At 52.3% G+C, this 26,039-nt stretch carries 21 protein-coding genes; 1 reads left to right on the top strand and 20 read right to left on the bottom strand.

What is annotated here, in order from left to right; translation table 11 throughout:
- Positions 1–24: 24 nt before the first annotated feature.
- The 20 genes from wcaM to wza form a co-directional block, all read right to left on the bottom strand.
- On the bottom strand, positions 25–1,419 hold the full coding sequence (wcaM, locus tag K0335_RS19875) for a colanic acid biosynthesis protein WcaM (RefSeq protein ID WP_219394046.1): 1,395 nt from the start codon (positions 1,417–1,419) through the stop codon (positions 25–27).
- A gap of 10 nt (positions 1,420–1,429) precedes the next feature.
- Positions 1,430–2,650, bottom strand: coding sequence for a colanic acid biosynthesis glycosyltransferase WcaL (wcaL, locus tag K0335_RS19870; RefSeq protein WP_000862683.1), 1,221 nt, complete (start codon positions 2,648–2,650; stop codon positions 1,430–1,432).
- A complete protein-coding gene (gene wcaK, locus K0335_RS19865; protein ID WP_219394044.1) occupies positions 2,647–3,927 on the bottom strand; it encodes a colanic acid biosynthesis pyruvyl transferase WcaK in 1,281 nt (426 codons plus the stop codon). Before wcaK ends, wcaL begins: the two co-directional genes overlap by 4 nt.
- Positions 3,928–4,588: 661 nt before the next feature.
- Positions 4,589–6,067, bottom strand: a complete 1,479-nt coding sequence (gene wzxC / locus K0335_RS19860; protein WP_219394042.1) for a colanic acid undecaprenyl disphosphate flippase WzxC — start codon at positions 6,065–6,067, stop codon at positions 4,589–4,591.
- A 1-nt stretch (position 6,068) separates the two neighbouring features.
- Positions 6,069–7,463, bottom strand: a complete 1,395-nt coding sequence (gene wcaJ, locus K0335_RS19855) for an undecaprenyl-phosphate glucose phosphotransferase (RefSeq protein WP_000183130.1) — start codon at positions 7,461–7,463, stop codon at positions 6,069–6,071.
- Between the two features lie 54 nt (positions 7,464–7,517).
- A complete protein-coding gene (gene cpsG / locus K0335_RS19850; protein ID WP_001315712.1) occupies positions 7,518–8,888 on the bottom strand; it encodes a colanic acid biosynthesis phosphomannomutase CpsG in 1,371 nt (456 codons plus the stop codon).
- 368 nt (positions 8,889–9,256) lie between these two features.
- Positions 9,257–10,693, bottom strand: coding sequence for a mannose-1-phosphate guanyltransferase (gene cpsB, locus K0335_RS19845; RefSeq protein WP_219394040.1), 1,437 nt, complete (start codon positions 10,691–10,693; stop codon positions 9,257–9,259).
- A 2-nt stretch (positions 10,694–10,695) separates the two neighbouring features.
- The gene (gene wcaI, locus K0335_RS19840) at positions 10,696–11,919 is read right to left on the bottom strand and encodes a colanic acid biosynthesis fucosyltransferase WcaI (RefSeq protein WP_219394039.1); all 1,224 of its coding nucleotides are present in this window, start codon (positions 11,917–11,919) and stop codon (positions 10,696–10,698) included.
- Positions 11,916–12,395, bottom strand: coding sequence for a GDP-mannose mannosyl hydrolase (gene gmm / locus K0335_RS19835; RefSeq protein ID WP_219394058.1), 480 nt, complete (start codon positions 12,393–12,395; stop codon positions 11,916–11,918). The genes wcaI and gmm overlap by 4 nt, the downstream gene beginning before the upstream one ends.
- A 2-nt stretch (positions 12,396–12,397) precedes the next feature.
- The gene (gene fcl / locus K0335_RS19830) at positions 12,398–13,363 is read right to left on the bottom strand and encodes a GDP-L-fucose synthase (RefSeq protein WP_000043587.1); all 966 of its coding nucleotides are present in this window, start codon (positions 13,361–13,363) and stop codon (positions 12,398–12,400) included.
- Positions 13,364–13,365: 2 nt separating this feature from the next.
- Complete coding sequence (gmd, locus tag K0335_RS19825) at positions 13,366–14,487, bottom strand: GDP-mannose 4,6-dehydratase (RefSeq protein WP_219394037.1); 1,122 nt, start codon at positions 14,485–14,487, stop codon at positions 13,366–13,368.
- 27 nt (positions 14,488–14,514) lie between these two features.
- Positions 14,515–15,063: a colanic acid biosynthesis acetyltransferase WcaF gene (gene wcaF / locus K0335_RS19820; protein ID WP_219394035.1), complete on the bottom strand. Its 549-nt coding sequence runs from the start codon at positions 15,061–15,063 to the stop codon at positions 14,515–14,517.
- Between the two features lie 15 nt (positions 15,064–15,078).
- Complete coding sequence (gene wcaE, locus K0335_RS19815; protein ID WP_181669924.1) at positions 15,079–15,825, bottom strand: colanic acid biosynthesis glycosyltransferase WcaE; 747 nt, start codon at positions 15,823–15,825, stop codon at positions 15,079–15,081.
- A 125-nt stretch (positions 15,826–15,950) separates the two neighbouring features.
- Entirely contained in the window at positions 15,951–17,171 is a 1,221-nt protein-coding gene (gene wcaD, locus K0335_RS19810) for a colanic acid polymerase WcaD (protein ID WP_000107805.1), read from the bottom strand.
- Positions 17,146–18,363, bottom strand: coding sequence for a colanic acid biosynthesis glycosyltransferase WcaC (wcaC, locus tag K0335_RS19805; RefSeq protein ID WP_219394033.1), 1,218 nt, complete (start codon positions 18,361–18,363; stop codon positions 17,146–17,148). Before wcaC ends, wcaD begins: the two co-directional genes overlap by 26 nt.
- Positions 18,360–18,848, bottom strand: a complete 489-nt coding sequence (gene wcaB / locus K0335_RS19800) for a colanic acid biosynthesis acetyltransferase WcaB (protein WP_219394032.1) — start codon at positions 18,846–18,848, stop codon at positions 18,360–18,362. The genes wcaC and wcaB overlap by 4 nt, the downstream gene beginning before the upstream one ends.
- A 2-nt stretch (positions 18,849–18,850) precedes the next feature.
- Positions 18,851–19,690: a colanic acid biosynthesis glycosyltransferase WcaA gene (gene wcaA, locus K0335_RS19795; protein WP_000654499.1), complete on the bottom strand. Its 840-nt coding sequence runs from the start codon at positions 19,688–19,690 to the stop codon at positions 18,851–18,853.
- A 128-nt stretch (positions 19,691–19,818) separates the two neighbouring features.
- Positions 19,819–21,981, bottom strand: coding sequence for a tyrosine-protein kinase Wzc (gene wzc / locus K0335_RS19790; RefSeq protein ID WP_104919461.1), 2,163 nt, complete (start codon positions 21,979–21,981; stop codon positions 19,819–19,821).
- Between the two features lie 2 nt (positions 21,982–21,983).
- Complete coding sequence (wzb, locus tag K0335_RS19785; RefSeq protein ID WP_000482901.1) at positions 21,984–22,427, bottom strand: low molecular weight protein-tyrosine-phosphatase Wzb; 444 nt, start codon at positions 22,425–22,427, stop codon at positions 21,984–21,986.
- Between the two features lie 5 nt (positions 22,428–22,432).
- Positions 22,433–23,572, bottom strand: coding sequence for a polysaccharide export protein Wza (gene wza / locus K0335_RS19780; RefSeq protein WP_000978094.1), 1,140 nt, complete (start codon positions 23,570–23,572; stop codon positions 22,433–22,435).
- Between the two features lie 658 nt (positions 23,573–24,230).
- Here wza and K0335_RS19775 point away from each other — a divergent pair.
- Entirely contained in the window at positions 24,231–25,814 is a 1,584-nt protein-coding gene (locus K0335_RS19775; RefSeq protein WP_001296218.1) for a TerC family protein, read from the top strand.
- The last annotated feature ends 225 nt before the right edge of the window (positions 25,815–26,039 follow it).

Raw genomic sequence — 26,039 nt, 5'->3', positions numbered from 1 at the left:
GTAAGTTTATGAATGGTCGCAAATCTACTCTCTCCGTTCCGGCAATCTAAAGTTAATGTTTTCCACATTAACAATATGGTGATTAATCCTGTCGATATCGACGGAGCTTTGTCCTCTTTCATTCACCGCATGAACATTTGCAAGAGATAGCAGTGTTTCTTTTTTCGCCATAAAGACGCCGCGAACGTCTTTGCGCATGTCAAAGTTCATGCTCAATGCGGGTCCAACTGAGGATTCCTGCATCACCTTGATATTTCGCATAAAAAGATGTTGCGGTTTGTTGTGTAACTCCAGCGACGCACGCTTCATCTCAATGTTAGTCAGTGCCACAAAGGAGACAGCATTCCCGGCGGAGATTTGGATACCGCGCAATTTATAAGCAAGGTGGGTATTATCCAGCTGAATATTATTCACTCGGAAATTTTGCGGTATCGAGAGATATTTGCCTTTAATTACCCCATAGCCGATTAACATCCCGGCGCTATTAATCATTTCAATATTATCAATCACGAAATTGTCACAACCGTAAATAGCGACTGTGGCGTTATCAATGCCTGCTTTCTTACTGAAATCCGGCGTGATATTGCGGGCTTTGATATTACGAATAACAAAATGTTTACCATTTTCAACATGGATCAACTGCCGACAATCCGATCCCGTGATATTCGCCACGACAAAGTTTTTCACTGCCTGGTCTTCCGGGTAATTATTATCGTAAGTGCTTCCCGCAAGGCCTATACCGATGCCCCAGTTGATTTTGCCGTTGGTACAGTTGATGCGCTCGATGATGTGGTCGGATATCAAAATATCGCGGTCGTTAATCGCCACGTTCCATTCAATGGCATCGCCCTGTAAGTCGCTGAACTTACAATTGGTGATGTTGGCACCGATTATCTGGTTATGAAATCCCTGGCGTAAGATGGCGTAATTAGCGTGGCTAACGGTCAGGTTATCGATGGTCAGGTTACGCATGACCCGTTTGTTTTTGCCGCCGATATAGATCTGCGTCACCGGGCCAAAGCCGCTCATCGTCAGCCCTTTGATGGTGCAGTCAGAACCACGCACATCCAGGGTGATGTTATGCATACTGCCGCCCTTCTCCCCTGTCACCTGGCTGCCGTCCTGTAAGACAAATCGCCCTCTGCCGTTGCCTCGCAGGCTTCCGAGGATGTGTAACGTTTTGCCAGGAGGAATGAAGATGCCGGTGTTGATATTGTCACAAACGAATCCGGCAGGCACGACGACCGTTTGCCCTTCGCTGAAGGCTTGTTTAAATGAGGCGATCCAGTCGTGTGGGTTGTAGTCGTTAATGTTAACGCTCTGTTGGTCGGGAAGTGCGCGAGCGAAAGGGGTATGGAGGAAGGCAAGCGCCGAGCTTGCCGTCAGGAAGGTGCGTCGGGAGAGTGTTTTAAATGGCATACGTTCTCCTCTATAAAGCCTGTAACAAGCTGGCGAGTTCTCGATTAATCACCTGCTGGTTAAAATCGTGTTCGACTTTTTCGCGCGCTCGTTTGACGACCGGAGCCAGTTCGTCGGTGTCCAGTTGGCTAAACGCCGCCAGTCGTTGCGCCAGTGCTCGAGCATCGTTCTCAGGCACCAGCCAGCCGGATTTGTCGGCCTCAACCAGTTCTGGTATTCCGCTATGCAGAGTAGAAACCACCGGAATGCCGACCGCCATCGCTTCCATTAGTGCCACCGGAATGCCTTCCATATCGCCATCCGCACCTGTAACCGATGGCAACAGGAAGACATCCGCGTCGTCGAGCATCGCTTTCACTTCATGGCTCGGTTTAAAGCCCGGCATCTCCACCACATCTTCCAGTTGATATTGTTCGATGAGGGTACGCAGGCGTCGTTCCCACGGGCCAATGCCGAGGATGCGATAGCGAAATGCCACGCCCTGTTCTTTCAACTGACGGCAGGCTTCAATCGCCACGTGCAGGCCTTTTTTCTCAGTTAAACGAGCGACGGAAATGATTTCCAGCGGCGTTGCGGGCGCTTTCACCGGACGCGGGCTAAAACGCGTCATGTCCACGCCCATACGCGATACGGCAATTTTTTCCCTCGGGCAGCCCATTTTTTGCAGCCTTCCGGCCCACAAATCGCTTATCGGTAACATCAGGTCGCCACGGCGAAACAGTTGTTGATATTCGGGAGTGTAGTGGTTGAGCACTTCCCGACTGGAGATATCAATACCGTGGAAGATAGTAGCGATTTTGCCGCGAATGACACCCAGTTCGCGGAGTTTTGCTGCGGTTACCCCCGCAGGGCCAAAATGAGCGATAAAGACATCGGCATAAAATGGTGTTGCGACCTGACCGCAAATGGCAGACAAAATCAGGTTCCGCGACTCGGCACCATAGCGTTTGAGGTTGAGCGCCTGCCAGGTATTTTTACGATGAATGCCGCGCAAGGTCTGACTGGCTCGGTGGCGCAGTTTCGCCACTTTGCCCGTAGGTTCGTCCTGTAACCAGCGGGTTCTGGCGGCAAGGTTGTATTTCGTCCATGCCGCGTGGGTGTTTTGTGTGTCGCCTTTTTGCAGCGCGACAATCTCCACTTCAAAGCCCATATCAATAAACGCAGTGATTTGGTTAAGAACGAAGGTTTCCGACGACAGCGGGAATTTCAGTAAAAAGAAGCCAACCTTCATTTCGCCTCCCCAATGCGTTCCAGTACGGACTGCACCATCTGCATTCCTGTCTGACGCTCACGACTGACGGCTTCGCTAAGTTGTGCGTTCAGCGCCGGAAGCTGGCCTAAGGTATCCGCAACCATCGCTTGCAAGCTGCCATCCAGTAAATGACGGATATCAATCGCCATCTCTGGCAGCCCCAGTTGTTGCATAATCCCGGCGGATTTATGTTCGTAGTTGATGGCAATTGCCGGAGTGGCAAAATTCATCGAGATAATGGCGGAGTGCAGGCGCGTACCGACGGTGAGTTCACAGGCTCCGAGAATTTTGCCCATTTCCAGATCGTTGAGTTCATCCATCACCACGTGGTAACGGGCAGGATCGCTGATGTGCTGGCGCAGGTTGAGCGCCACCATGCGGTCGTCTTTGTTATAGCTGTCGATGCCAGTACAGGTGGAGAGCGCAATCACCTGATACCCTTCATCGAGAATGCGATTGACCACCCCGGCAAAGGCTTTTTCATACGCTTGTTGAGTGGTGCCGAGACGTTTGTCGAACGGTTCCAGTTCGCGCAGGGTAATTGCCACCGTTTTCTGTTGTGCGGCAACGTCCAGCCAATGTTGAACGGCATAGCTGGCGGTGAAATCTTCTGTGTGGTGATCGACCAGCCACGCGGTATCGACGCCATGTTCAACTTTTGCGGTAGTGATATTGCTGCGTTCCATCAGATCAAGGCTGACCGATTCGCGCAGGATCAGCGCATCGCAGTGACCAAAAACGTAGTTCGACAGTTGGTTAAATTGCTCATCCTGGAACGGGCCGACGCTGTGACCAATCATAAACAGCGGCTTTTTCGCCATAAATGTGCAAAGCGCATGTTCAAACTGTGGCACGCCGTAGAGATCGACAAAAAACGATCCGCCGACCTGAATAATGGCGTCGTAACCTGACAGCAGGCGCACGAAGTCGGTGAATCCCTGGGCGATGGCGATATTACGCAGCTTGCCAGTGTCGGTGACGCGTGAGAGCAATACCTGGTGCTGATAGCGGCGACGGAGGACTTTTTTAACGCGCCCGACAACGCCCGCCGCGCTATTGTGTTGTTTCATTTGCAGGAACAGCGGATCGCCCATTACCGGGCGGTTGAGCAGCCAGGAAGAACTGACCGGATAGCGGCTCATGACGTCCACTTCGGCATGTGGATTGAGGATGTTGATGGCATCAAGTAAGCCGCGCAAGATGGCGCTGTCGCCGCGATTGCCGCAAGTGTGGTTGCCCAGAATAAGTAATTTCATTTTTTCCTCATAAATTTGATGCCAGGTGAGGCTGTGTTTGTTGTGTTCATTGCCGTTTTTTGCCTGATGCGACGCTGGCCGCGTCTTATCAGGCCTACAAGACCCGAGCACAGAACCGTAGGCCGGATAAGGCGTTCACGCCGCATCCGGCATTCAGTGCCTGATGCGACGCTGGCGCGTCTTATCAGGCCTACAAGACCCGAGCACAGAACCGTAGGCCGGATAAGGCGTTTACGCCGCATCCGGCATTCAGTGCCTGATGCGACGCTGGCGCGTCTTATCAGGCCTACAAGACCCGAGCACAGAACCGTAGGCCGGATAAGGCGTTTTACGCCGCATCCGGCATTCAGTGCCTGATGCGACGCTGGCGCGTCTTATCGGGCCTACAAGATCCAAGCCCTGAACCGTAGGCCGGATAAGGCGTTCACGCCGCATCCGGCATTCAGTGCCTGATGCGACGCTGACGCGTCTTATCAGGCCTACAGGTCCCGAGCACAGAACCGTAGGCCGGATAAGGCGTTCACGCCGCATCCGGCATTCAGTGCCTGATGCGACGCTGACGCGTCTTATCAGGCCTACAGGTCCCGAGCACAGAACCGTAGGATGGATAAGGCGTTTTACGCCGCATCCGGCAACCGTTGTCGGAACCGAAAACAGCAACTCACCCCGCCCGTAAAAGCATTTTCATTTTTTCGCTGCGACAAAACTGACGCTTCACTTCCACCACCAGCGGATGGCGCGACAGCACAATCATCACCACAAACGCCAGCACGCCCGCGGCTATTTGCACCGCCAGCAGCATCCCCAGCGCCAGTTGCCCTTTCAGCACAATGCCCAGCGCATAACTGACCACCAGCGTCGGCAGCGAGAGATAAAACGGCAGCCACAAACTCAGGATGTACTGGCGATAACTGGAACCAAGAACCGGTTTAATCATCACGAAGTAACTCAGAATGGTGTTGATAATCTGCACCAGCAGGAAGCCAAGCGTGACGCCGATTGCGCCCGCTATCTGCCCACCAATAACAATCGCCGGAATAAACAGAAATGTTTTGAATACGTTGAATTTAAAGCTGATATCGACCCGCGCTTTCGCCATCAGCAGCGAACCAATCGGGTTACCCACGGAGCGCAGCAGACCCACAATACACAGCAATTGCAGCACCGGAATAATGCTGTTCCACTTTTCGCCGAATACCAGCGGTACGAAGTTATTCGACACCACCATCAGCCCCAGCAGCGCCGGAAAGTTGATAATCCCCACTACCGACAGCAGCTTGTAGAAGTTAACGCGCAGCTTTTCGGTGTCGTCCTGAATTTTGGCAAACGCCGGAAACAACACGCGGGTGATGATTGGGTTCAGCTTCATCGGCGGTACGACGGCCACGTTGTACGCCAGGTTGTATCCCCCTGCCACGCCCGCGCCAAGAATACGCGCCAGCACCAGCGTTGAAAGGTTGGTGTTGAGATAGTTGATGATGCTGTCCGCCGTCAGCCAGGCACCAAAGCGTAAGTTCGGCGCAACTGACGCCAGCGAGAAATGCAGACCGGGGCGATAAATTTTTCGACCAAAGTAGCCAAACAGCAGCGTTCTTACCGCACTATTGACCAGATAACCGAGGATCGCGGTCATCGCCAGCGGCCAGAAATGGGCGCTAACCACCGTAAAAGTGAAGCCCGCCAGCACCGCGCTGGTTTCGATCATGCCGATTTTGTTGAACTCCAGCTCCTTCTGCATCAACGCGCGGAACTGTTGCCCGTGGGGGATCACCACAAACGCCAGCGACAATGTTTTAATCAACGGTGCCAGGTCCGGGTTATTCAGCACGTCACCAATGGCATCACTCAACAAAAACACCGCCACGCACACCACAAGCCCCAGCCCGACGTTCAGCCAGTACAGCGTGGTGAGTTCAAGGTGGCTGATTTCTTTTCGCTGAATAATCGAGTTAGCGATACCGAAGTCAGAAAGCGTATCTGCCAGCGCGATAATCACCAGCGACACAGTCAGCAGGCCGAACTGGTGGTTGTCGATAATCCGCGCCAACACGGTCATCTGCACCAGCCCGAGGCCGATGATGATCACCGTGGCAATCGCCGACCACTTCGCGCCGCTGATGGTTTTTTCACGTAAGCTCATATCAATATGCCGCTTTGTTAACGAAACCTTTGAATACCGTCAGGAAAACGATTTTGATATCGAACCAGACGCTCCATTCGCGGATGTACTCAAGGTCGAACTCGACGCGTTTTTCCATTTTCTCCAGCGTGTCGGTTTCGCCGCGCCAGCCATTAATCTGCGCCCAGCCGGTAATGCCCGGTTTCACTTTGTGGCGCAGCATGTAGCCTTCAATGAGCTGGCGATACTGTTCGTTATGCGCTACCGCGTGCGGACGCGGACCGACAATCGACATCCCGCCGGTCAGCACATTGATAAACTGCGGCAGTTCATCCAGCGAGGTGCGGCGCAGAAAGTTCCCCACTTTAGTGACGCGCGGATCGTTCTGCGTCGCCTGGGTCACCACTTTGTCGTTCTCCATCACTTTCATGGAACGGAACTTCCACACTTTGATCGGCTTGCCATCCATGCCGTAGCGAGTCTGGCGGAAAATAACCGGCCCTGGTGAACTGAGTTTCACCGCCAGCGCAATACAGCACAGCACCGGGGAGATCAGCAGCAAGATCAGCGTCGCCAGCACAATGTCTTCCGCACGTTTTAGCAGGCGGTTAACCCCGGAAAGCGGCGTGTCATACAGCGGCACCACCGGAACGCCGTTCATCTCTTCGAGACGTGAATGGAGAATGTTGAAGGTAAAGACATCGGGGATCAGCAGCACCGAACAGGTGGTGTCCGCCAGTTGATGGACCAGTTTTTTCACTCGCGCGCCGTCGCACATTTGCATCGCGATATAGACGTTATGAATCTTACCCGCTTTAGCATCCTCGACCAGCTGTTGCAGATTGCCCGCCCAGTCGTTAGAAACGCCGCCCGGTTTCGGGTCGTGGTAAACGCCCACCACTTCAAACCCTAACCACGGCTGATTACGGAAGCTCTCCATCAGCATTTGTCCGGCGGCTAAATCCCCCGCCACCGCGACCATCCGCTTGTTATAGCCATGATTACGCAGCCAGCCCGCCCCAATGCGAATACATGAACGGCAAACCACCAGTCCGATGCTGGTCAGCCCATACCACGCCAGCCAGATTTTCAGTTGCGTGTCGAAATCATTGTTGAACGCCACCAGTCCGGCGCTGAAAATCACGCTTAAGGTCCAGTTTTGTAGCAACAGGGCAAATTCTGTCGCTGCCCGAACACCGCGCCATGAGCGATAAAAATCGGTGATGCCGCCCAGCATCTGGAACACCACCAGCGTAATCAGCGCCACCAACAGGTGCATGTAGAGGAATGACAGTCCGCTCACTTCGCAAACCAGCCATAGTCCGGCAAACATGATGGTGATATCTGAAAAGCGTTGCACCATAGAGATTAACGATGCATTGGTTTTCGCTCGCTCGCGCTTTTTTAGATTTGTCATCGTTGTTCCTGTTATTAGCCCCTTACCCGCAATGGGGTAAGGGAAGATCCGACATTACTCGTTCAGCAACGCCAGCAGAGTTCGCGTTCGCGCTTCCATCAGCGGCACATCACCGCGCGATTCCACATTCAACCGCACCACCGGTTCGGTGTTGGAGGAGCGCAGGTTAAAGCGCCAGTCGGCAAAGGTCATGCTGATGCCATCGGTGCGATCCACCGCCAGCGCCTCACGGCTAAAATGCTGTTCCACGCGGTTAATCGCCTCAACGGGTTGCGCCAGTTTGCTGTTGATCTCACCGCTTGCCGGAAACGCCGCCATCCGGTCGCGTACCAGTTCGCCCAGCGTTTTCTCTTTCAGGCACACCAGTTCGGCGACCAGCAGCCACGGGATCATGCCGCTGTCGCAGTAAGCGAAATCACGGAAATAGTGGTGGGCGCTCATTTCGCCACCGTAGATGGCGTCTTCCTTGCGCATACGTTCTTTAATAAAGGCGTGTCCGGTTTTCGACATTACCGGCGTACCACCTGCGGCAGTCACCACATCAACGGTGTTCCAGGAGAGACGCGGATCGTGGATGATCTTCGCGCCAGGATTTTTTTCGAGGAACGCTTCTGCCAGCAGGCCGACAATGTAGTAGCCCTCAATAAACTGCCCTTTTTCGTCAAACAGGAAGCAGCGGTCAAAATCGCCATCAAAAGCAATGCCCATATCTGCGCCGTGTTTGATGACCGCATTGCGGGTGTCGTCGCGACATTCCGGCAGCAGCGGGTTAGGAATACCGTTGGGGAAATTGCCGTCCGGTGTGTTGTGTACTTTGATTAATTCCACGGGCGCGCCGAGGGCTTTAAAGCGGGCTTCAATGGCGTCCACCACCGGACCCGCTGCGCCATTCCCGGAGTTAATCACCAGCTTGAGCGGCGTGAGGTTTTTGACATTGATATAACCGAACAGGTGATCAACGTAAGCGTCACGCAGGTTGATTTGCTGATAGCGACCGCGTTTGGTTTCATCGACGGGAGGAAAGTCGTTGGCTTCAGCCAGACGCTGGACATCGCGCAGTCCGGTATCGCCGCTGATCGGGCGAGCCCCCTCGCGAACCAGCTTCATGCCGTTATAATCCATCGGATTATGGCTGGCGGTAACTTCAATGCCGCCATCCACGCCGAGATGGAACGTGGCGAAATAGATCTCTTCAGTGCCGGACATGCCAATATCCAGCACATCGACGCCCGCATCCTGTAAACCTTTCGCCAGCGCCAGTTTTAAGGTTTCGCTGGTGAGGCGGACATCACCGCCTAACACAATGGTTTTCGGTTTGAGAAATTCGCCATAGGCGCGACCAATGCGCCAGGCAATATCTTCATTCAGTTCTTCGCCTAATTTCCCGCGAATATCATAGGCTTTAAAGCAGGTTAATTTTTTCATATCGTTACCCTTTTTCAGGCAATAGTTGGCCCTGACCGAAGCGGCCAATTTTATTTTTGTCGTTATTTACACCGCGGTTTCGCATTCATTGCCTGATGCGACGCTGCCGCGTCTTATCAGGACTACAAACCCGAACCGTAGGTCGGATAAGGCGTTCACGCCGCATCCGACAGCCAGCGCCTGATGCGACGCTGCCGCGTCTTATCAGGCCTACAAATCCGAACCGTAGGTCGGATAAGGCGTTCACGCCGCATCCGACAGCCAGCGCCTGATGCGACGCTGCCGCGTCTTATCAGGCCTACAAATCCGAACCGTAGGTCGGATAAGGCGTTCACGCCGCATCCGACAACCAGCGCCTGATGCGACGTTTACACCCGTCCGTAGCGATCCGCGAAGCGCACCACATCATCCTCTTCGAGATAAGAGCCGGAGCGCACTTCAATTAAATCGAGCGGAATTTTCCCCGGGTTTTCCAGGCAGTGCGTCGCCCCCAGCGGAATATAAATGGACTCGTTTTCACCAAGCAGTTTGATATCACCGTCAATGGTGACTTTTGCCGTTCCCGCTACCACTACCCAGTGTTCCGCGCGGTGATGGTGCATCTGTACCGACAAGCCCTCGCCCGGTTTCACGGTGATGCGTTTCACCTGGTAGCGGTCGCCCGCGTCGATAGAGTCATATTTGCCCCACGGACGATACACTTCGCGATGCACCCGATGCTCATGGCGACCATCGGCTTTGATCTGCTCGACCACTTTTTTCACATCCTGCACCGCGTTACGGTCGGCAATCAGCACCGCATCTTTGGTCTGCACTACCACCAAATCTTTCACCCCGACGGTGGTGACCAGGCCAGATTCGGCATACACATAGCTGTTTTCGGTTTTGTGATTAATCACATCGCCGTGGCAAACGTTGCCTTCCGCGGTGTGGGCGCTAATTTCCCATAATGAGGACCAGGAGCCGACATCGCTCCAGCCCGCATCCATCGGCACCACAACAGCATCTGCCGTACGTTCCATGACCGCGTAATCCACCGACTCTTCCGGGCAGGCGAGAAACGCTTCTTCATCCACGCGAATAAAATCGAGATCCGGATCGACGGCGCTCATCGCTTTTTCACAGGCATCGAGAATATCCGGGCGATATTTTTTCAGTTCTTCGAGATAGCGTCCGGCGCGGAACAGGAACATGCCGCTGTTCCAGTAATATTCGCCACTTGCCACATAGGCCTGAGCGGTTTCCAGATTCGGTTTTTCGACAAACTGCGCCACTTCAAAGGCCACCGTATCCTGCTCACCCGCAGACACTTCACCGCGACGAATATAGCCATATCCGGTTTCAGGTAGATCCGGCACAATGCCGAAGGTCACCAGCTTGCCCGCTTCGGCATACGGCACGGCATTACGCACGGCGGCGCGGAACGCGTCTTCGTCGGCAATCACATGATCTGCCGCCAGCACCAACATTAACGGATCGCTGTCCGGACTATGACGTTTTGCCGCCAGCGCCGCCAACGCAATGGCAGGTGCAGTGTTACGCCCTGCCGGTTCGAGAATAATGTTCTCGGTGAGTTTGTTCAGTTGACGCAGCTGTTCCGCGACAATAAAGCGGTGCTGCTCATTGCAAATCACCACCGGGCTTTCGCACTCCACGCCGTTCAGGCGGCAGATGGTGGTTTGCAGCATGGTAAGATCGCCTTTCAGGCATAAAAACTGCTTGGGATAAAGTACGCGGGAAAGCGGCCATAAGCGGCTACCGGAGCCACCTGCCATCACAACTGGATAGAGTTTCGACTGCGACATAATTATCCCCGAATATCATGTATAAATTGACGTAACACGTTCTCTTTATCGAGCGTGCGTTCGGCATATTCACGTGCCACCGTGTTGTGTTTGGGCAGCAGGAGCGCCTGACGAATCCCAGCAACCAGCGCCTCGACCGATTCCGGTTCTACGCAAACCGCAATTCCTGGGAAGGTTTCGCAAAGCTGCCCCAGTTCTGTGTGAGCTTCTGCGGTAATTACCGCGTTACCGCCTACTGCCAGAATATTGGTCAGTTTCGACGGCAATACGGCATCTGCCGCGCCGCGTTTTTGCACCACCAGATGGCAGTCGCCCATCTTCAGCAGTGCAGGCAAGGCGTCATACGATTGCAGCGGGAAAAATTGCATGTTGCGCAGTCCGCGCTGCTGCGCCATTTTTTCCAGCCGCGCTTTGCCGCCGCCCTGCCCGACAATGGCAAAAATCAGCGGTTCATCGCGCAGGCGATCGGCAGCTTCAATAACGTTTTCCAGCCCCTGCTTTTCACCAATATTGCCGGAGTAAAGAATGATTTTTTTGTTATCCGGCAGGCCAAGTTGGTTACGAAGGGCAGCAACATCGGCGTCTGCGACATGCTGAAAACGAGCAATTTCCGACCAGTTGGGGAAGAAGATGACGTTTTCCGCCGCCACACCTTTTTCGACAGCTTTATTCATCATCGAACGCGAAATCGTGGAGACGTTATCGACGTTATGCAGTCCGCTACGTTCGAAGGCTGTCGCCAGCTGTGCCACTTTGCCGGCTTTACCTTTTCCGGCAAGGCCCAGCCCCAGCATGGCATCCACTTCGTAATCCTGAATATGCAGCACGGTACGCGCACCAGAGAGTTTCGCCAGCAGGCGCATTCCCGGCGTGCAAAACAGCGTTGGTACTACGCCGATAATGCGATCCGGCTTCCAGCGACGTTGCGCCATCAGGGGAAAAAAACTGCTGGCGGCAAAGCTGCCGAGATGTAACAGGCGTTTCACGGTGCTCGGCTGTTTTGGCACATACAGCGGGCAGCGCCACACCGTGGCGGCCCCCTCTTCTCGTTTGTACCACCATGCGGAATAGTTCTCGCCCACCTGCCACTGCGGGTAGTACGGCGGTGCGGTAATGACCCGCACCTCATGACCTTGTGCCGCCAGCCATTCCACCATCTCGCCGGTGTATTTGCCGATGCCGGTTAACTCCGGCGAGTAGTTAATGCCGTAGACCAGTATTTTCATAATCCGGGTACTCCGGCACGCTTCTCAGCGAGAAAATAGGCGCGGCTGTTAGGGTGAACATTGTCACTGGCGAGCAGTGCGTCCGGCGTCAGCCAGCGGTAATCGTCATGCTGCTCATCCGGCAGTAACAGTTCTTCTTCCGCTACTCTGAAGCGAAAACCGAGCACCACATAGTGAGTGGTGAAATCCGTGCCGGAGAAGTTATCGTCATAAAAGTGCTGCCAGACACCGTAAAACTGGCCTGCTGTTATCGGCAGACGCAGCCCCAGTTCCGACATCGTCAGCCGCTCAAATGCGGCTTCCAGCGTTTCGTCTTTCTGCACGCGCCCTCCCGGCACAAACCAGTAACCCTGCGCCGGGCGGTTGGTTCTTTTGCCAAGCAGAAACTCGCCGCGGCTGTTCTCGACAATAAAGTCGAGAGAGAGCAGCGGAGTGGAGCGCACTACCGTGGCAAAGTCTTCCTGACGTAAAAACATCATTACCCCCGAAAACGGTCTTGATTCTCAAGGAACCACTGGTAAGTGCTGGCAAGCCCCGCTTCCAGTGAAATTTCGTGATACCAGCCAAGCTGATGCAGGCGCGTCACATCCAGCAGTTTGCGCGGCGTGCCATCCGGTTTGCTGGCATCGAAAACCACCCGACCTTTGTAACCCACCACTTTGGCGATGGTTTGCGCCAGCTCGCGGATAGTGCAGTCCACGCCGGTACCGACGTTAATGTGCGACAGCATCGGCTGGGTGTTCTCCAGCCAGACTTCGTGCGCCAGCTCCATGACATGAATGCTTGCCGCCGCCATATCATCGACGTGCAGAAATTCGCGCATCGGCGTACCGCTGCCCCACACCACCACGTCCGGTGCATTCTGTGCCGTCGCCTCGTGGAAGCGGCGAAGCAATGCGGGGATCACATGCGAATTATTCGGATGGAAGTTGTCGTGCGGCCCGTACAGGTTGGTCGGCATGACAGAGCGGTAATCGCGTCCATACTGGCGGTTGTAAGATTCGCACAGTTTGATCCCGGCGATTTTGGCAATGGCGTATGGCTCGTTGGTCGGCTCCAGCGTGCCCTGTAACAGCTCGCTTTCTGCCATCGGCTGTTTTGCCAGTTTTGGGTAGATGCAGGACGATCCGAGAAACAGCAGTTTGTTCACGTCGTTCTGATGCGCAGCGTGAATGATGTTGCTCTCAATCATCATATTCTGGTAGATGAAATCCGCCGGATACGTGTTGTTGGCGACAATCCCGCCCACTTTCGCCGCCGCCAGATAGACCTGGTCAATGCGCTCGCTGGCAAAGAAATCATGCACCGCGCGGCTGTCCAGCAGGTTCAGTTCGTCGCGGGTGCGTAATACCAGTTCCACATCACCGCGCTGTTCGAGCTGTCGCTTGATGGCAGAACCGACCATCCCGCGATGGCCAGCGATAAAAATGCGTTGTTTACTCATGCTTATGACTCCAGCGCGATCGCCACGTCGTAGCCGTGAGATTTCAGCAGAGAGTGTTTTTTCGCCGCTTCGAGGTCATTAGCCACCATTTCAGATACCATCTCTCTGAGGGTGATTTCCGGTTTCCAGCCCAGCTTTTCGTGCGCTTTGGTTGGGTCGCCGAGCAGCGTTTCTACCTCAGCAGGACGGAAGTAACGTGGGTCAACGGCGATAATCACATCGCCCGGTTTAACGCCCGGCGCGTCATGCCCGGTGACGGAAACCACAATGCCCTTCTCTTCAACGCCCGTGCCTTCAAAGCGCATTTTGATGCCCAGCTGTGCTGCCGCCATTTCCACGAACTGACGTACGGAGTACTGAACGCCGGTAGCGATAACAAAATCTTCCGGTTGTTCCTGTTGCAGCATCATCCACTGCATTTTTACGTAGTCTTTGGCATGGCCCCAGTCACGCAGGGAGTCCATATTGCCGAGGTACAGACACGACTCCAGCCCTTGAGCGATATTGGCGATAGCGCGGGTGATTTTGCGGGTAACGAAGGTTTCGCCACGGCGCGGGGATTCATGGTTAAAGAGAATGCCGTTACAAGCGTACATGCCGTAGGATTCGCGGTAGTTAACGGTGATCCAGTAGGCATACAGTTTGGCGACCGCATATGGAGATCGCGGATAGAACGGCGTGGTTTCTTTCTGCGGAATTTCCTGCACCAGACCGTACAGTTCAGAAGTGGAAGCCTGATAGAAACGGGTTTTCTTTTCCAGACCAAGGAAGCGGATCGCCTCCAGCAGACGCAGTGTGCCCATCGCATCAACGTCTGCGGTATATTCCGGTGACTCAAAAGAAACCGCAACGTGGCTCATTGCGCCCAGGTTGTACACTTCATCCGGCTGCACTTCACGCAAAATACGCGTCAGGTTGGAGGTATCACTCAGGTCGCCATAATGAAGATGGAATTTCGGGTTACAGGTGTGCGGATCCTGATAAATGTGATCCACGCGCTCGGTGTTGAATGACGATGCACGACGCTTAATACCATGCACCTCGTAACCTTTTTCCAGCAGAAACTCTGCCAGGTAAGAACCGTCTTGTCCGGTTACACCGGTGATGAGAGCGACTTTTGACATGTCTTATTCCTCTGTATTTTTTTGAATTTATTCAGTTTCAACGCGTTTGCGTATCACCACTGCGGGATTCCCCCGGCAAACTCTATTTGCCGGAAGCGATTTAAAAACACTGCTTCGCGCACCCACGACGGTGCCGTCGCCGATCGTGACGCCAGGAGCAACAAAAACATCGGTTGCCAGCCAGCATTTCTCGCCAATCACAATGGGCGTGGCGTTTATGGTGAAATGTCGGCTTGCATGGTCGTGGCTCCCGGTGCATAAATAACTTTTTTGCGATATCACCGAATGTGCGCCAATGGTTATTTCACCGAGGGTATATAAATTGACCTCATCGCCGACCCACGCGTAATCACCTAAGGTTAATTTCCACGGATAGGTAATTTTTACTGACGGACGAATAACTACGTTTTTTCCTATTTTTGCGCCGAATAAACGTAATAAAAATGCCCGCCAGCGATACAATACTTGTGGCGACCAGGCAAATAATGTTGCCTGTACTGCCCACCATAACTGCACTTTAATAGCGTTGCCGCCCCGGAACCCTTTCGGCACCGAGAAACCGCTTAAATCTTGCATTGGTATTCCTTATATTCAGACTTTGTTATATAAGGCTTTAGTCTTACCCGTCGTGCGCTGGCGTAAATGCCAGGATAATTCAGCCCAGAAGCCAGGCACATGTAATATTTGTCGTTGGACTTTTTTCGCGTCAGCACACAATTCCATATTATTGGTGGTAGATACCCCACCCATAGAAAATTCAGACACCAGGCCATTGAGTTTTTTAAATGCATAACCGGCTTTATACATTTTGGCCGCCAGCGCATAATCGGATGAAACTTTATACTCCAGGTCATAACGCCATTTTTTCAAGCCGGATACCGGGAAAAATATCGCCTGATGGCTGGCGGGCAGGCTGTGATAAATATACCAGCCCGGTTTAGCGCGACGTTTAATTTTATGCCCGTCGCCAAAATCCAGCAGCGCATCGCCGGTAATCATCACGTTATCTTTTTGCATTTTTAATCTACGGACAAAATTTGCGGCATCCTGATGAAAAATATCGCCCGAGTTGAGAAATAGCGCAAACTTGCCTTGTGCCATCGCAATGCCTTTGTTCATGGCGTCGTAGATGCCCTTATCTGGTTCACTGACAAAGCGTAGGTTATAGATACCATTGAGATTTTCCAGATACTCACGGGTACCGTCGTTGGAACCGCCATCGACAACAATCCATTCGAAGCTGATATCGTCAGCCTGCGCCAGATGCGCCAGCGAGGCATGTGTTTTGACTATCCCTTCGAGGTTACGAAACGCAACGGTGATTATGCTAAGCAACATTTTTTACCTCGTAATACCCATCATACTTCAAGCTGCATGTGCGTTGGTTTTCCTCGCTCACCCCAGTCACGTACTCGTGTACGCTCCTGGGGATTCGCTGCGTCACCAACTTCCTGCAACTCGAATTATTTAGGGTGTATATTTAACGCTTTTCGCAAAATAAATGGACAGACGATTAAAAATGCATATTCCGGGCTAAATATCGAACCGGTAAAAAACAGCGACACCGGAGTAAAAAGATAGAGCTGCACACGAAAATTGCGATTATCACCAAAAGCGTTGATCATCATTTTTATCACTTTCCCCATATACCACAGTGATAAAAGCACTGCGAACCAGGAAAAATAAATAATCAGCAGATACAAACCATTGTCTATGGTTTTTCCGACATCCGCACCGTTAAATATTCCGAATGATGCGACATATTCATAAAGTGAGCCAAATCTGACTACACCGTCAATATGGCTCAAAGAATAACCGACCATCACCAGTGGACCGACAATACGATAATACGATGACGATCCTTCCGTACCTAAATCGCCCAAGCGGGTGGAAATATAAGGAAACGCGATTACCACACCAACCAGGAATACAGCCAGAGAAATCAATGCTAACGGTAACTTTTTCTTAATCGCCTCTTTGTTGAGATATTGAAACGCCCACTCCAACAAATAAAACAGGATAAAGGTCATAACCCCTGAAAACGATCCGGATAATATTATCCCTGCGAGAATCATAGCATCGGTTTTAGGCGTTTTGATACCAAACTGTTTAATGCTGAGCCAAATTGAGATTAATGCCAGAGCGAAAAATGCCGGTTCGAAATAAAGTGCTGTCGTGCGCTTACCGCCGAATTTAATGAAATTCAGTACATAGCTGTTGCTGTAAATCAGATATTTCGAAATCGACTCCATAATACTGCTGCCGCCAGTGAGGATAATTTGCGCCATCTCCACCGCCGCCAATGCCACCACCAGCCCCACCACCAGATAAAAGAAACGTAATATCTTGCGATGGTTGTGTGGCGAAATTGTTTTAAAACGAATACTCCACACCATACCAATAATGATCACAATATAGACAAACAGCATGGTTGAAGTGACGTATTTACTGGCATCCAACGACTGACCAAACAAGTAGTTAAACGCCGTGAGTCCCGCGCCAATCCCTAAGGCAATCATCAATTTTTTAACGCTGATGCGCTCTAAAAACAGCAGTAACAAGACAGGTAAAAAAGTGACGATGGTGATGGGGAAACTTTCACCAAGCTGGGCGATTTTGACGTTAACCAGCAGGTAAATCAGCGGCAGCAGCAGGTAGCTACAGATTCTGATAGAAGTTGACATACTCCTCCAGCATCTGTTGTCCACTGTAGGCGGCGCGGCTGCGCCGGCTGAACTCAGCCAGCGTGGTACCAAATATCGCCTGCGCGATTTCCGGTTTGCTTAACTGCACCAGTTGCAGCACCTCTTCTTCGCTGACGGTTTTACCGCCGGATTTTTGCAGCACTTCCCGCGCCGCATCGCTATGGGTGGCAATCACCGGCACACCAATTGATAACGCCTCACACAAAATCAGCGGGTAGTTATCGACGCGAGAACTGAACACCAGCGCATCCATCTGATTGAGCACACTCATTAACTTGCGCTTGTCAGTTTCAAAGCCGTGATTAACCACGTTACCAGCGGTGAACGGCGAGAACTTACCAAAGGTATGCAGTTCGATTTTGTCGCCCAGCGCTATCATCTCGCGCACCAGTTGCTGATTAGTTTTGCCGTCGTAACGCAGGTCATGCGCCACCACCGCGATTTTCGGCTTGCCCTGGGTTTCACGCACCGGAGGCAAGTCCGCCAGAATCGCTTCGGTTGCCATATCAATGCCATTATTGATAATCCGACAACGCCCTGGACCGTACAGACTATTGAAAGCATCAGCCACATGCTGGCTGGGGGAAATAAACTGACAGCCCAGCGCCAGCATCTCGCGAAATAACTGCCGTTTGCCCGCCACCAGCTGGTGCGCGCGATCAATCTTCACCGGCGGATAGTTATTTAAGGTCGGGCATTTCTGACAGCCCGTTTTCCAGCCTTCGCAACCGTCGGTAAAGGCGCAGCGTCCGGTAACGCTCCAGTGATCGTGCAGCGTCCAGACCAAAGTGACATCCGGTTTGTGGTTTTTCACCTTTTCGCAAAAGCGCACCACGCTCTTAAGATTCAACCAGTAGCTGTGCAGCACATGAAAATGCAGAACTACCGGTCCCGGTGTGCGAGTAATGGTGCGATATAACTCATTGAAATTGCCGAACAGATCGCGATTAAACAGACGAAACAGGGCAATGTTCGCCATCGCGGTCATCCGCGGCGTATGTTTGATGACCTGCGGATAGTTCTGATGGCTGACGCTCTCTTTGCCGCCTTTGCCGTAGCCGTAGACAAAATATGACGCCAGCCCCTGTTGCAGCGCGCGCTGGTGGAGATCTAACGCCACACCTGCCGCCCCGCCTTCCGCCAGTCGCACATTAAATTGCAGAATATTCATTTAATTACCTTCACTCGCGCTTTTTCTCCCACCACCAGCGCGTTGTCCGGGATTGCGTCGAGCACCACGCTGCCCGCCCCCACGGTGACGTTGTTACCAATCGTGATATCGCCAAGGATAATGACGTTGGCACCAAGTTCGACGCCGTTGCCAATGTGTGGACATGCCATGTTATTGGCACCACGATTGCCGATAGTGACACCGTGGCGAATGGTGAAATCATCCCCCGCGACCACGTTTTTATTGATCACTACGGCATAGCCGTGATGGATAGTAAAGCGTCGGCCAATGGTCGCGGCGGCCTGGATTTCATAACCGAAAAAGCATTCGGTGATAATGCGATACAGAATCAACAGCGGGGCCGCCCACAGATTGTTGAGGACGTTTTTTTTGCGCCACACTGAACAAAAATGAGCAACGCGATAGGCAAGAACCATGCAGCACGGGCGTAAACTCCAGCTGTTGGCGCGCAGATCTTCCAGCATCTTTAGCGCCCCCGAATTCCATCAGCCAGACGTTTGCCGTTACGCACCGACAGCAGCGTCAACAAGGTGCGCCAGGTCATGCGTTTATTGCGGATCTGGTAGAGGGTAAACAGCTGATATTTTTTACTGGCGCGGTCGAATTTGTCTTTGTGCTTACGATAAAAGTGGAAGTACCCGGAGAATTTTTTCGGTGACGAGGTGATCTGCATTTCGCCGTGATTGATATGCAGGATCTGCGTCGCCTCTTCCACTTTCCACGGTTCGCCGTACTCCACCACCATTCGCAGGAAGATGTCGTAATCCTGTGCCGCTTTCAGTTCGGTATCGAACAAGCACTCTTTGAAACGCCACGCCCAGCTAAACACCTGATTACCAATGATATTGCGTTTGTAGAACAGGCGGCGTGAATACGGCGATTTGGGATACAGCGGCAAGCTTGCCGGTTGGGAATAAACTTCGCCCTGGCAAACGTAGTCGTTGGCGTACAAGAACGCATGTGTGACCAGTTGCTGTTTATGGGCGAGGAAGACGCTCAGGCGGTTGGGTGTCCATTCATCATCATCATCGATCCCGGTGATATATTCCCCTTGCGCCAGCATAATCGCCTGGTTACGTACCGCGCACGCCCCGCTGTTAATGTCGTTGTGGATGTAAGTGATACGCGGATCGTTGAGGGCGGTGACGTACTGTTGCAGTTGTTCCCAGGAGGTGGAGCAATCATCCACGATAATCATCTCCCAGTTGCTGTAGTCCTGGCGCAGGACCGATTTTATCGCCCGAATCGCCAGTTGTTGGCGGTTCCAGGTCGGCATATAGATTGAGATCAGCGGATTGTCTTTCATAGGTTGTTCTCCCGGAGTATCGAGATGTTCTGCCGGTTTATAAGCTGGTTTACAGGTTCTGTTGCCGGATGCGGCGTGAACGTAGGTCGGATAAGATGCGTCAGCATCGCATCCGACAGCGGATTTCGTTATTTCGCGTCCGACTTATATTCGTATTCGTAATAGCCATAATCCTGATACGCGCTGGCGCGACGGAAGATGGAGTTCAGAATCACCCCTTTCACCGGAATACCGTTTTGCTCAAAGCGGCTCAGACTGGTTTCCACTTCTTTCAAGGTGTTGACCGCATAACGCGCCACCATCAACGTGGTTCCGACATGCCGCCCGACAATCGCGGCATCGGTCACTGCCAGAATCGGCGGCGTATCAATTAACACCAGGTCGTAGTTTTTACTCGCCCAGTTCACCAGTTCGGTAAAGCGTTCGCTCATCAACAGTTCAGAAGGATTTGGCGGCACCTGGCCGCGCGGGATCAGGTCAAATTTGGCAATAGAGGTCGGTTTAGCAGCGGTAGTAATATCGCCCTGACCAATCAGAATTTCCGACAGGCCATTGACGTTATTGGTGCCCAACAGCTCGTGGGTGTAGCCTTTGCGCATATCACAGTCGATCAACAACACCCGTTTATTGGTCTGGCTAATGACCGCCGCCAGGTTGGCGCAGACAAAGGTTTTACCGATTGACGGGCTAACCCCGGTCATCATCAACACATTGTTCTGCGCCTGCATCATCGCGAAGTGCAGACTGGTACGCAGACTGCGGATGGCTTCAATCGCCAGATCGGTTGGATTCCCCACCGCCAGTAGCTGGCTCTGCTTATAGCGTTTAATCCCTTTGATGGTTTTGACGCTATCGCGCGCTTTCTGCCATTCCGACAGCGGAATGCTGGCATAGACGCTGATGCCGTGTTCTTCCAGCACCTGTGGGCTTTCAATTCCACGATTAAACAACGAGCGCAGCAGCACACCCACGATAGAGAGCATCAGGCCGAGGATAATTGCGCCGAGGATAATCAGCCCTTTCTTCGGTTTTAGCACGCCAGGCTGGGTGATTGCCGGATCAACAATGCGCACATCGCCGACGGTGCTGGCCTCGGTGATTTTCAGCTCCTGCTCTTTATTCAGCAGTTGCATATAGACCTGCTGCCCAGACTCGACATCGCGCGTCAGACGCACAATCTCCTGCTGGGTTTTCGGCATCGCCGTTACGCGACCGTTAAGTTTGGCCTTCTCTTCTTCCAGTGCCTGACGTTTCTCCAGCAGCGTGCGGTACGCCGGGTGAACTTTGGTGTACAGCTTGGAGATTTCCGCCTCTTTAAAGGTCAGTTCGTTCAACTGCGCGTCGATGTTCACCATTGAATCAAGCACCGCTTTCGCTTCCAGCGGCAGATCAACAGAATCTTTATCCTGACGGAAGGCATTCAGTTTGTTTTCAGCAACATCAAGGCGGCTGCGTACTTCTGGTAACTGTTGCGCGAGGAAGGCGAGGCTTTTCGACGCTTCCGCCGATTTGCGCTCAATATTTTGTTCCTGATAGTTACGAGCGATACTGTTAAGAATGTCGCGGATCTGTTCGCGATCTTCACCGGTATAAGTCAGGCTCAGTACGCCAGCGTCTTTGCCATTCTCTGTTACCGTCAGGCTGTTTTGCAGTTGATTGATCATCCCCAGCGTGGAGTATTTAGTGACGGTAAACTCACTGCCCTGGCTGGCGTGAATGGCTTCAACCATCAGCGTGACACCTTCTTTTTTCAGCATCTGACCCGCTTGCCCACGAGCGCTAAAGCCGCCGTCGCTGCTCAAAGTGTAGTTTTTGTTGTCCAGCACATTAAGCGTAAACACCTGATCCACCATCTCTTTTGGACGATTAAAGGTGGTCACTTTTACTGTCTCGTTCTGACGTCCCATCAGGCGATCCCAGCCCGCACCGAAAATCGGGAACGTGTTTTTGCTCACCGCAATATCGAGGTCGAGATCGTCCACCGTTTTACCGAGCACCAGACGCGAGCGAATCAACTGGATCTCAGCGTCCGATGCTGGCGGCTTGTTAGCTAACGCCGAGCCGATATCCTGCACTAACGAATTACCGCTGCTTTGCTCGATTTGTACCAGTGCGTCGGCGCTGTATATCGGCGTAGCGAAGAAGGTGTAAATCACGGCACAGAGGGCGAATACGGCGGTGATGCCAATTACCCACCAGCGCGCTTCAATGACGGTGCCGACCAGGCGACCAATATCGATTTCATCACTGCCCGTTACCGGAGCGGCATGTTGTTTTACTTTTTCTGTCATTGTTATACCTGCTCTGCGTTCAATGCCTGCGCCCACTGGCGGGCAGACCGTTCAAGTAATGTGTACACCGCTGCAAACGTTTCCCGGCTTTTGCGATACGGATCGGGGATTTCACATTCGTTATCCCAGTGACCAAACAGCATCACTTTGCCGCGCATCTCAGGTGCCATCTCGCATAAGCGTTCGATATGGCGCTTTTCCATAGTCAATATCAGGTCGTAGTTGCGACACAGGCGGCGGCTGATTTGCCGTGCACAGTGACCTTCCAGAGACAGTTGATGTTCTGCGGCAACACTGATGGCGGTAGGATCAGCCCCTTTACCGACCAGTGCGCCGAGACCAGCGGATTCTACTTTCAGCTCAGGGTGATAACGTTGCAGTAAGCGTTCCGCCGTCGGGGAACGGCAAATATTGCCGACGCAGACAACTAAAATATTGTTAAACATGACGATTACCAGTTATGAATGTCGCTGGCTGTATCCGTCATGTAACGGACACCGCTAATAGTTGGCAGCAACTGATTGATCAGACGGTTCCAGCGGGAAACCGGGGCGGTGGTGACATACACCACGTCATAAGGCTGCAGGCGGAATTCTGTCGCCATCACCAGCGACGTGGCATCGGACATATCCAGTTGGTAGATATTGGCGATCTTGCCGTTACGCCCGCCCTCGCCTTTCAATGGACGAATGACAAAGATGCCGCTGGCGTTGGAGGTGGTCATGTCGATACCTTCGGCATTGCCCAGGGCTTCAGTCAAGGTCATGCCGCTAAAGTCCATTTTCAGGGTGCTCTGTTTCTTCACTTCACCCATCACAAATACTTTCAGATCATCATTACGCGGCACGTAGAGGATATCGCCGGGGTAAAGCAGTCGATTCTGATTGAGGTCACCGTTTTGCATCAGCGCCTGCAAAGAAATGCGTTCTTCACGACCATTGTGTGTTAGCACCACGTTGCGCCAGTCAGCGGTATCGGTCAGGCCACCTGCGGCGTTAATGGCGTCGAGAATGGTCAGTGGCACGTTGGTGATGGCCTGTTGACCGGATTTATTCACCTGACCGGAGATATAGGCTTTTTGCGAGCGGAAGGCGGCGATATTAACGTCCACCTGCGGGTCAGCGATGTACGTCGCTAAGCGCCCGGTAATATCACTGCGGATTTCAGCGAGCGTTTTCCCCACTACGTGAACCTTGCCGATATACGGATAGAACATAGTGCCGTCAGGCTGTACCCAGTTGCCGGTGTCGCTGGAGCTGCGGTACTGACCAGCTGGAGTGGTGAGTTCCGGGTGATCCCAGACGGTGACATTAAGAACGTCGCCCGGCCCGACACGATATTGATAATTGGCAATCTCACTTTCCAGCGTCATATTGGGGCGCGCGACGTTCGGGCGTGGACGTAATTGATCAATCAGGCGCGGGGTCAGCGGATAAACATTCACCATTTTGTCGAGATCGAAATCAGCATCCTGCTGTTTGATGACGTCTTTACCCATCGTCGACATATTGCTGCCCGGAAGTACTGTGCAACCGCTTATCAAGGTTACTGACACCAATAATGGCATCAATTTCATTTTGGATTTCATCATTGTTTATTTATCACTTTGGCAGAGTAATTATCCTGTGCACTATTAATAGCAATGTCGCCATGCACATTTACCTTGCAGTTAATTGAATAAAAATTTAACTGGCATCAGTCCTAAAAAAATTGATTTCATCCGCAGGCTATTGACAGAATAATTCAGACTGGTCTTTCAGGCATCCAGACACGCTACCGCCCCTGGCTTTTTAGCTACCAATACACTGATTTAGTTTAGATTTTCTAACTCTTTCATCATGCAGTCGATTATGAAAAAGCGTTATTCCGTGAATTAATTTTCCAGATATAAGGTGGCATTATGGTAATTGAATATTGGCTTCCAATAATGCAGGAGGAAGTGTTACAGCTAACGGAATAGCAGGCAAGGTAACAATTCGGCAATTGGCTATTTTTAAGAATTATATTAAGTGTCATTCAATATGGTTTTTAGGAGTTTCTTTAGGTTGACAATAATTAATATAGTGCCTCCATATGCGATATTTCTTAAATAATGTTTTATTATTGCCACTTTTAATTCAGGGATAATGTGAGGTTATTACCCTCAAATAATATGAGATAAATAGTGCTGCAACATTGCATTTTTGCCCCGATTTATCCATGATCGAATTGTGACATTTGTCATACAACGAATAGGTTTTGTACTTACTATGGAATGGATTGCCGATCCGTCTATCTGGGCCGGGTTAATCACGCTAATTGTGATCGAACTGGTCCTCGGCATTGATAACCTGGTCTTTATTGCCATCCTCGCCGAAAAACTACCGCCGAAGCAGCGCGACCGCGCACGGGTTACCGGGCTGCTGCTGGCAATGTTAATGCGCCTGTTACTGCTGGCGTCAATCTCCTGGCTGGTCACCCTGACTCAACCGCTGTTCAGCTTCCGCTCGTTTACCTTTAGCGCCCGCGACTTAATCATGCTGTTTGGTGGTTTCTTCCTGCTGTTCAAAGCCACGATGGAGTTGAACGAACGGCTGGAGGGGAAAGACAGCAATAACCCCACGCAACGCAAAGGTGCAAAGTTCTGGGGAGTGGTGACGCAAATTGTGGTGCTGGACGCCATCTTCTCACTCGACTCGGTGATTACCGCCGTCGGGATGGTCGACCATTTACTGGTCATGATGGCCGCCGTTGTTATCGCGATCAGCCTGATGCTGATGGCAAGCAAGCCGTTAACCCAGTTCGTTAATAGCCACCCGACCATCGTCATACTCTGCCTAAGTTTCCTGTTGATGATTGGCTTTAGCCTGGTGGCGGAAGGTTTCGGCTTCGTCATTCCTAAAGGCTATCTGTATGCTGCCATTGGTTTCTCGGTGATGATCGAGGCGCTCAATCAGTTGGCTATCTTTAACCGGCGACGTTTTCTCTCCGCTAACCAGACGCTGCGCCAGCGGACTACCGAAGCGGTAATGCGCTTGTTAAGCGGGCAAAAAGAAGATGCGGAACTGGACGCCGAAACCGCGTCCATGCTAGTGGATCATGGTAACCAGCAGATCTTTAATCCGCAGGAACGGCGGATGATTGAGCGGGTACTTAATCTTAATCAGCGTACCGTCAGCAGCATTATGACGTCGCGCCACGATATTGAGCATATCGATCTCAACGCGCCGGAAGACGAGATCCGCCAGTTGCTGGAGCGAAATCAGCATACGCGGCTGGTGGTTACTGATGGCGATGACGCAGAAGATTTGCTCGGTGTTGTTCACGTTATCGACCTGTTACAACAGTCACTGCGCGGCGAACCGCTCAACCTGCGGGTGTTGATTCGCCAGCCGCTGGTGTTCCCGGAAACTTTACCGTTGTTACCTGCCCTGGAGCAGTTCCGTAATGCCCGCACACACTTTGCTTTTGTGGTGGATGAGTTTGGCTCGGTGGAAGGGATTGTGACATTAAGTGACGTCACTGAAACCATTGCTGGTAACTTGCCGAACGAAGTGGAAGAGATCGATGCCCGTCATGATATTCAGAAAAACGCCGACGGTTCCTGGACGGCGAATGGTCATATGCCGCTGGAAGATCTGGTGCAATATGTACCACTGCCGCTGGATGAGAAACGTGAATATCACACCATTGCCGGGCTGCTGATGGAATATTTACAGCGCATTCCAAAACCTGGCGAAGAAGTTCAGGTGGGGGATTATTTGCTTAAAACGTTGCAGGTGGAAAGCCATCGCGTACAGAAGGTGCAGATTATTCCGCTGCGTAAGGATGGCGAGATGGAGTACGAGGTGTGATGGTATCGGCCATTTTACCCAATGCTGCGTAACGCCTTATAACTTCAGCAATGAAGCGTTGTCTGTGGTACATGGACATCACAGCGGGGGTGTGGGTCCGGCTGTAAATCGCCGAATCGTTTCCTGTAGGCCGGGGCAGCCCACATGAATGTGGGCTGAGGGCGCGTTTTACAGGGATAATGAGATGGACGCTCCAGATTTTACGGTATCAAAGTACCAGACTGG

The organism is Escherichia sp. GZ89, from assembly GCF_019366485.1.
GTDB classification, from domain to species: Bacteria; Pseudomonadota; Gammaproteobacteria; order Enterobacterales; family Enterobacteriaceae; genus Escherichia; species Escherichia fergusonii.
The sequence above is the reverse complement of the archived record's forward strand: the minus strand, read 5'-3'. Positions and strand labels throughout refer to the sequence as shown.

What these genes read in the sequence shown, in the direction of transcription:
- wcaF (WP_219394035.1), bottom strand. Translation starts at nt 15,063, where the DNA reads ATGCAAGATTTAAGCGGTTTCTCGGTGCCGAAAGGGTTCCGGGGCGGC.
- wza (WP_000978094.1), bottom strand. Translation starts at nt 23,572, where the DNA reads ATGATGAAATCCAAAATGAAATTGATGCCATTATTGGTGTCAGTAACC.
- cpsG (WP_001315712.1), bottom strand. Translation starts at nt 8,888, where the DNA reads ATGAAAAAATTAACCTGCTTTAAAGCCTATGATATTCGCGGGAAATTA.
- wcaA (WP_000654499.1), bottom strand. Translation starts at nt 19,690, where the DNA reads ATGAAAGACAATCCGCTGATCTCAATCTATATGCCGACCTGGAACCGC.
- wzxC (WP_219394042.1), bottom strand. Translation starts at nt 6,067, where the DNA reads ATGAGCTTACGTGAAAAAACCATCAGCGGCGCGAAGTGGTCGGCGATT.
- wcaB (WP_219394032.1), bottom strand. Translation starts at nt 18,848, where the DNA reads ATGCTGGAAGATCTGCGCGCCAACAGCTGGAGTTTACGCCCGTGCTGC.
- wcaD (WP_000107805.1), bottom strand. Translation starts at nt 17,171, where the DNA reads ATGTCAACTTCTATCAGAATCTGTAGCTACCTGCTGCTGCCGCTGATT.
- wcaI (WP_219394039.1), bottom strand. Translation starts at nt 11,919, where the DNA reads ATGAAAATACTGGTCTACGGCATTAACTACTCGCCGGAGTTAACCGGC.
- wcaM (WP_219394046.1), bottom strand. Translation starts at nt 1,419, where the DNA reads ATGCCATTTAAAACACTCTCCCGACGCACCTTCCTGACGGCAAGCTCG.
- wzc (WP_104919461.1), bottom strand. Translation starts at nt 21,981, where the DNA reads ATGACAGAAAAAGTAAAACAACATGCCGCTCCGGTAACGGGCAGTGAT.
- wzb (WP_000482901.1), bottom strand. Translation starts at nt 22,427, where the DNA reads ATGTTTAACAATATTTTAGTTGTCTGCGTCGGCAATATTTGCCGTTCC.
- wcaJ (WP_000183130.1), bottom strand. Translation starts at nt 7,463, where the DNA reads ATGACAAATCTAAAAAAGCGCGAGCGAGCGAAAACCAATGCATCGTTA.
- gmd (WP_219394037.1), bottom strand. Translation starts at nt 14,487, where the DNA reads ATGTCAAAAGTCGCTCTCATCACCGGTGTAACCGGACAAGACGGTTCT.
- cpsB (WP_219394040.1), bottom strand. Translation starts at nt 10,693, where the DNA reads ATGTCGCAGTCGAAACTCTATCCAGTTGTGATGGCAGGTGGCTCCGGT.
- gmm (WP_219394058.1), bottom strand. Translation starts at nt 12,395, where the DNA reads ATGTTTTTACGTCAGGAAGACTTTGCCACGGTAGTGCGCTCCACTCCG.
- wcaE (WP_181669924.1), bottom strand. Translation starts at nt 15,825, where the DNA reads ATGTTGCTTAGCATAATCACCGTTGCGTTTCGTAACCTCGAAGGGATA.
- fcl (WP_000043587.1), bottom strand. Translation starts at nt 13,363, where the DNA reads ATGAGTAAACAACGCATTTTTATCGCTGGCCATCGCGGGATGGTCGGT.
- wcaK (WP_219394044.1), bottom strand. Translation starts at nt 3,927, where the DNA reads ATGAAATTACTTATTCTGGGCAACCACACTTGCGGCAATCGCGGCGAC.
- wcaC (WP_219394033.1), bottom strand. Translation starts at nt 18,363, where the DNA reads ATGAATATTCTGCAATTTAATGTGCGACTGGCGGAAGGCGGGGCGGCA.
- wcaL (WP_000862683.1), bottom strand. Translation starts at nt 2,650, where the DNA reads ATGAAGGTTGGCTTCTTTTTACTGAAATTCCCGCTGTCGTCGGAAACC.
- K0335_RS19775 (WP_001296218.1), top strand. Translation starts at nt 24,231, where the DNA reads ATGGAATGGATTGCCGATCCGTCTATCTGGGCCGGGTTAATCACGCTA.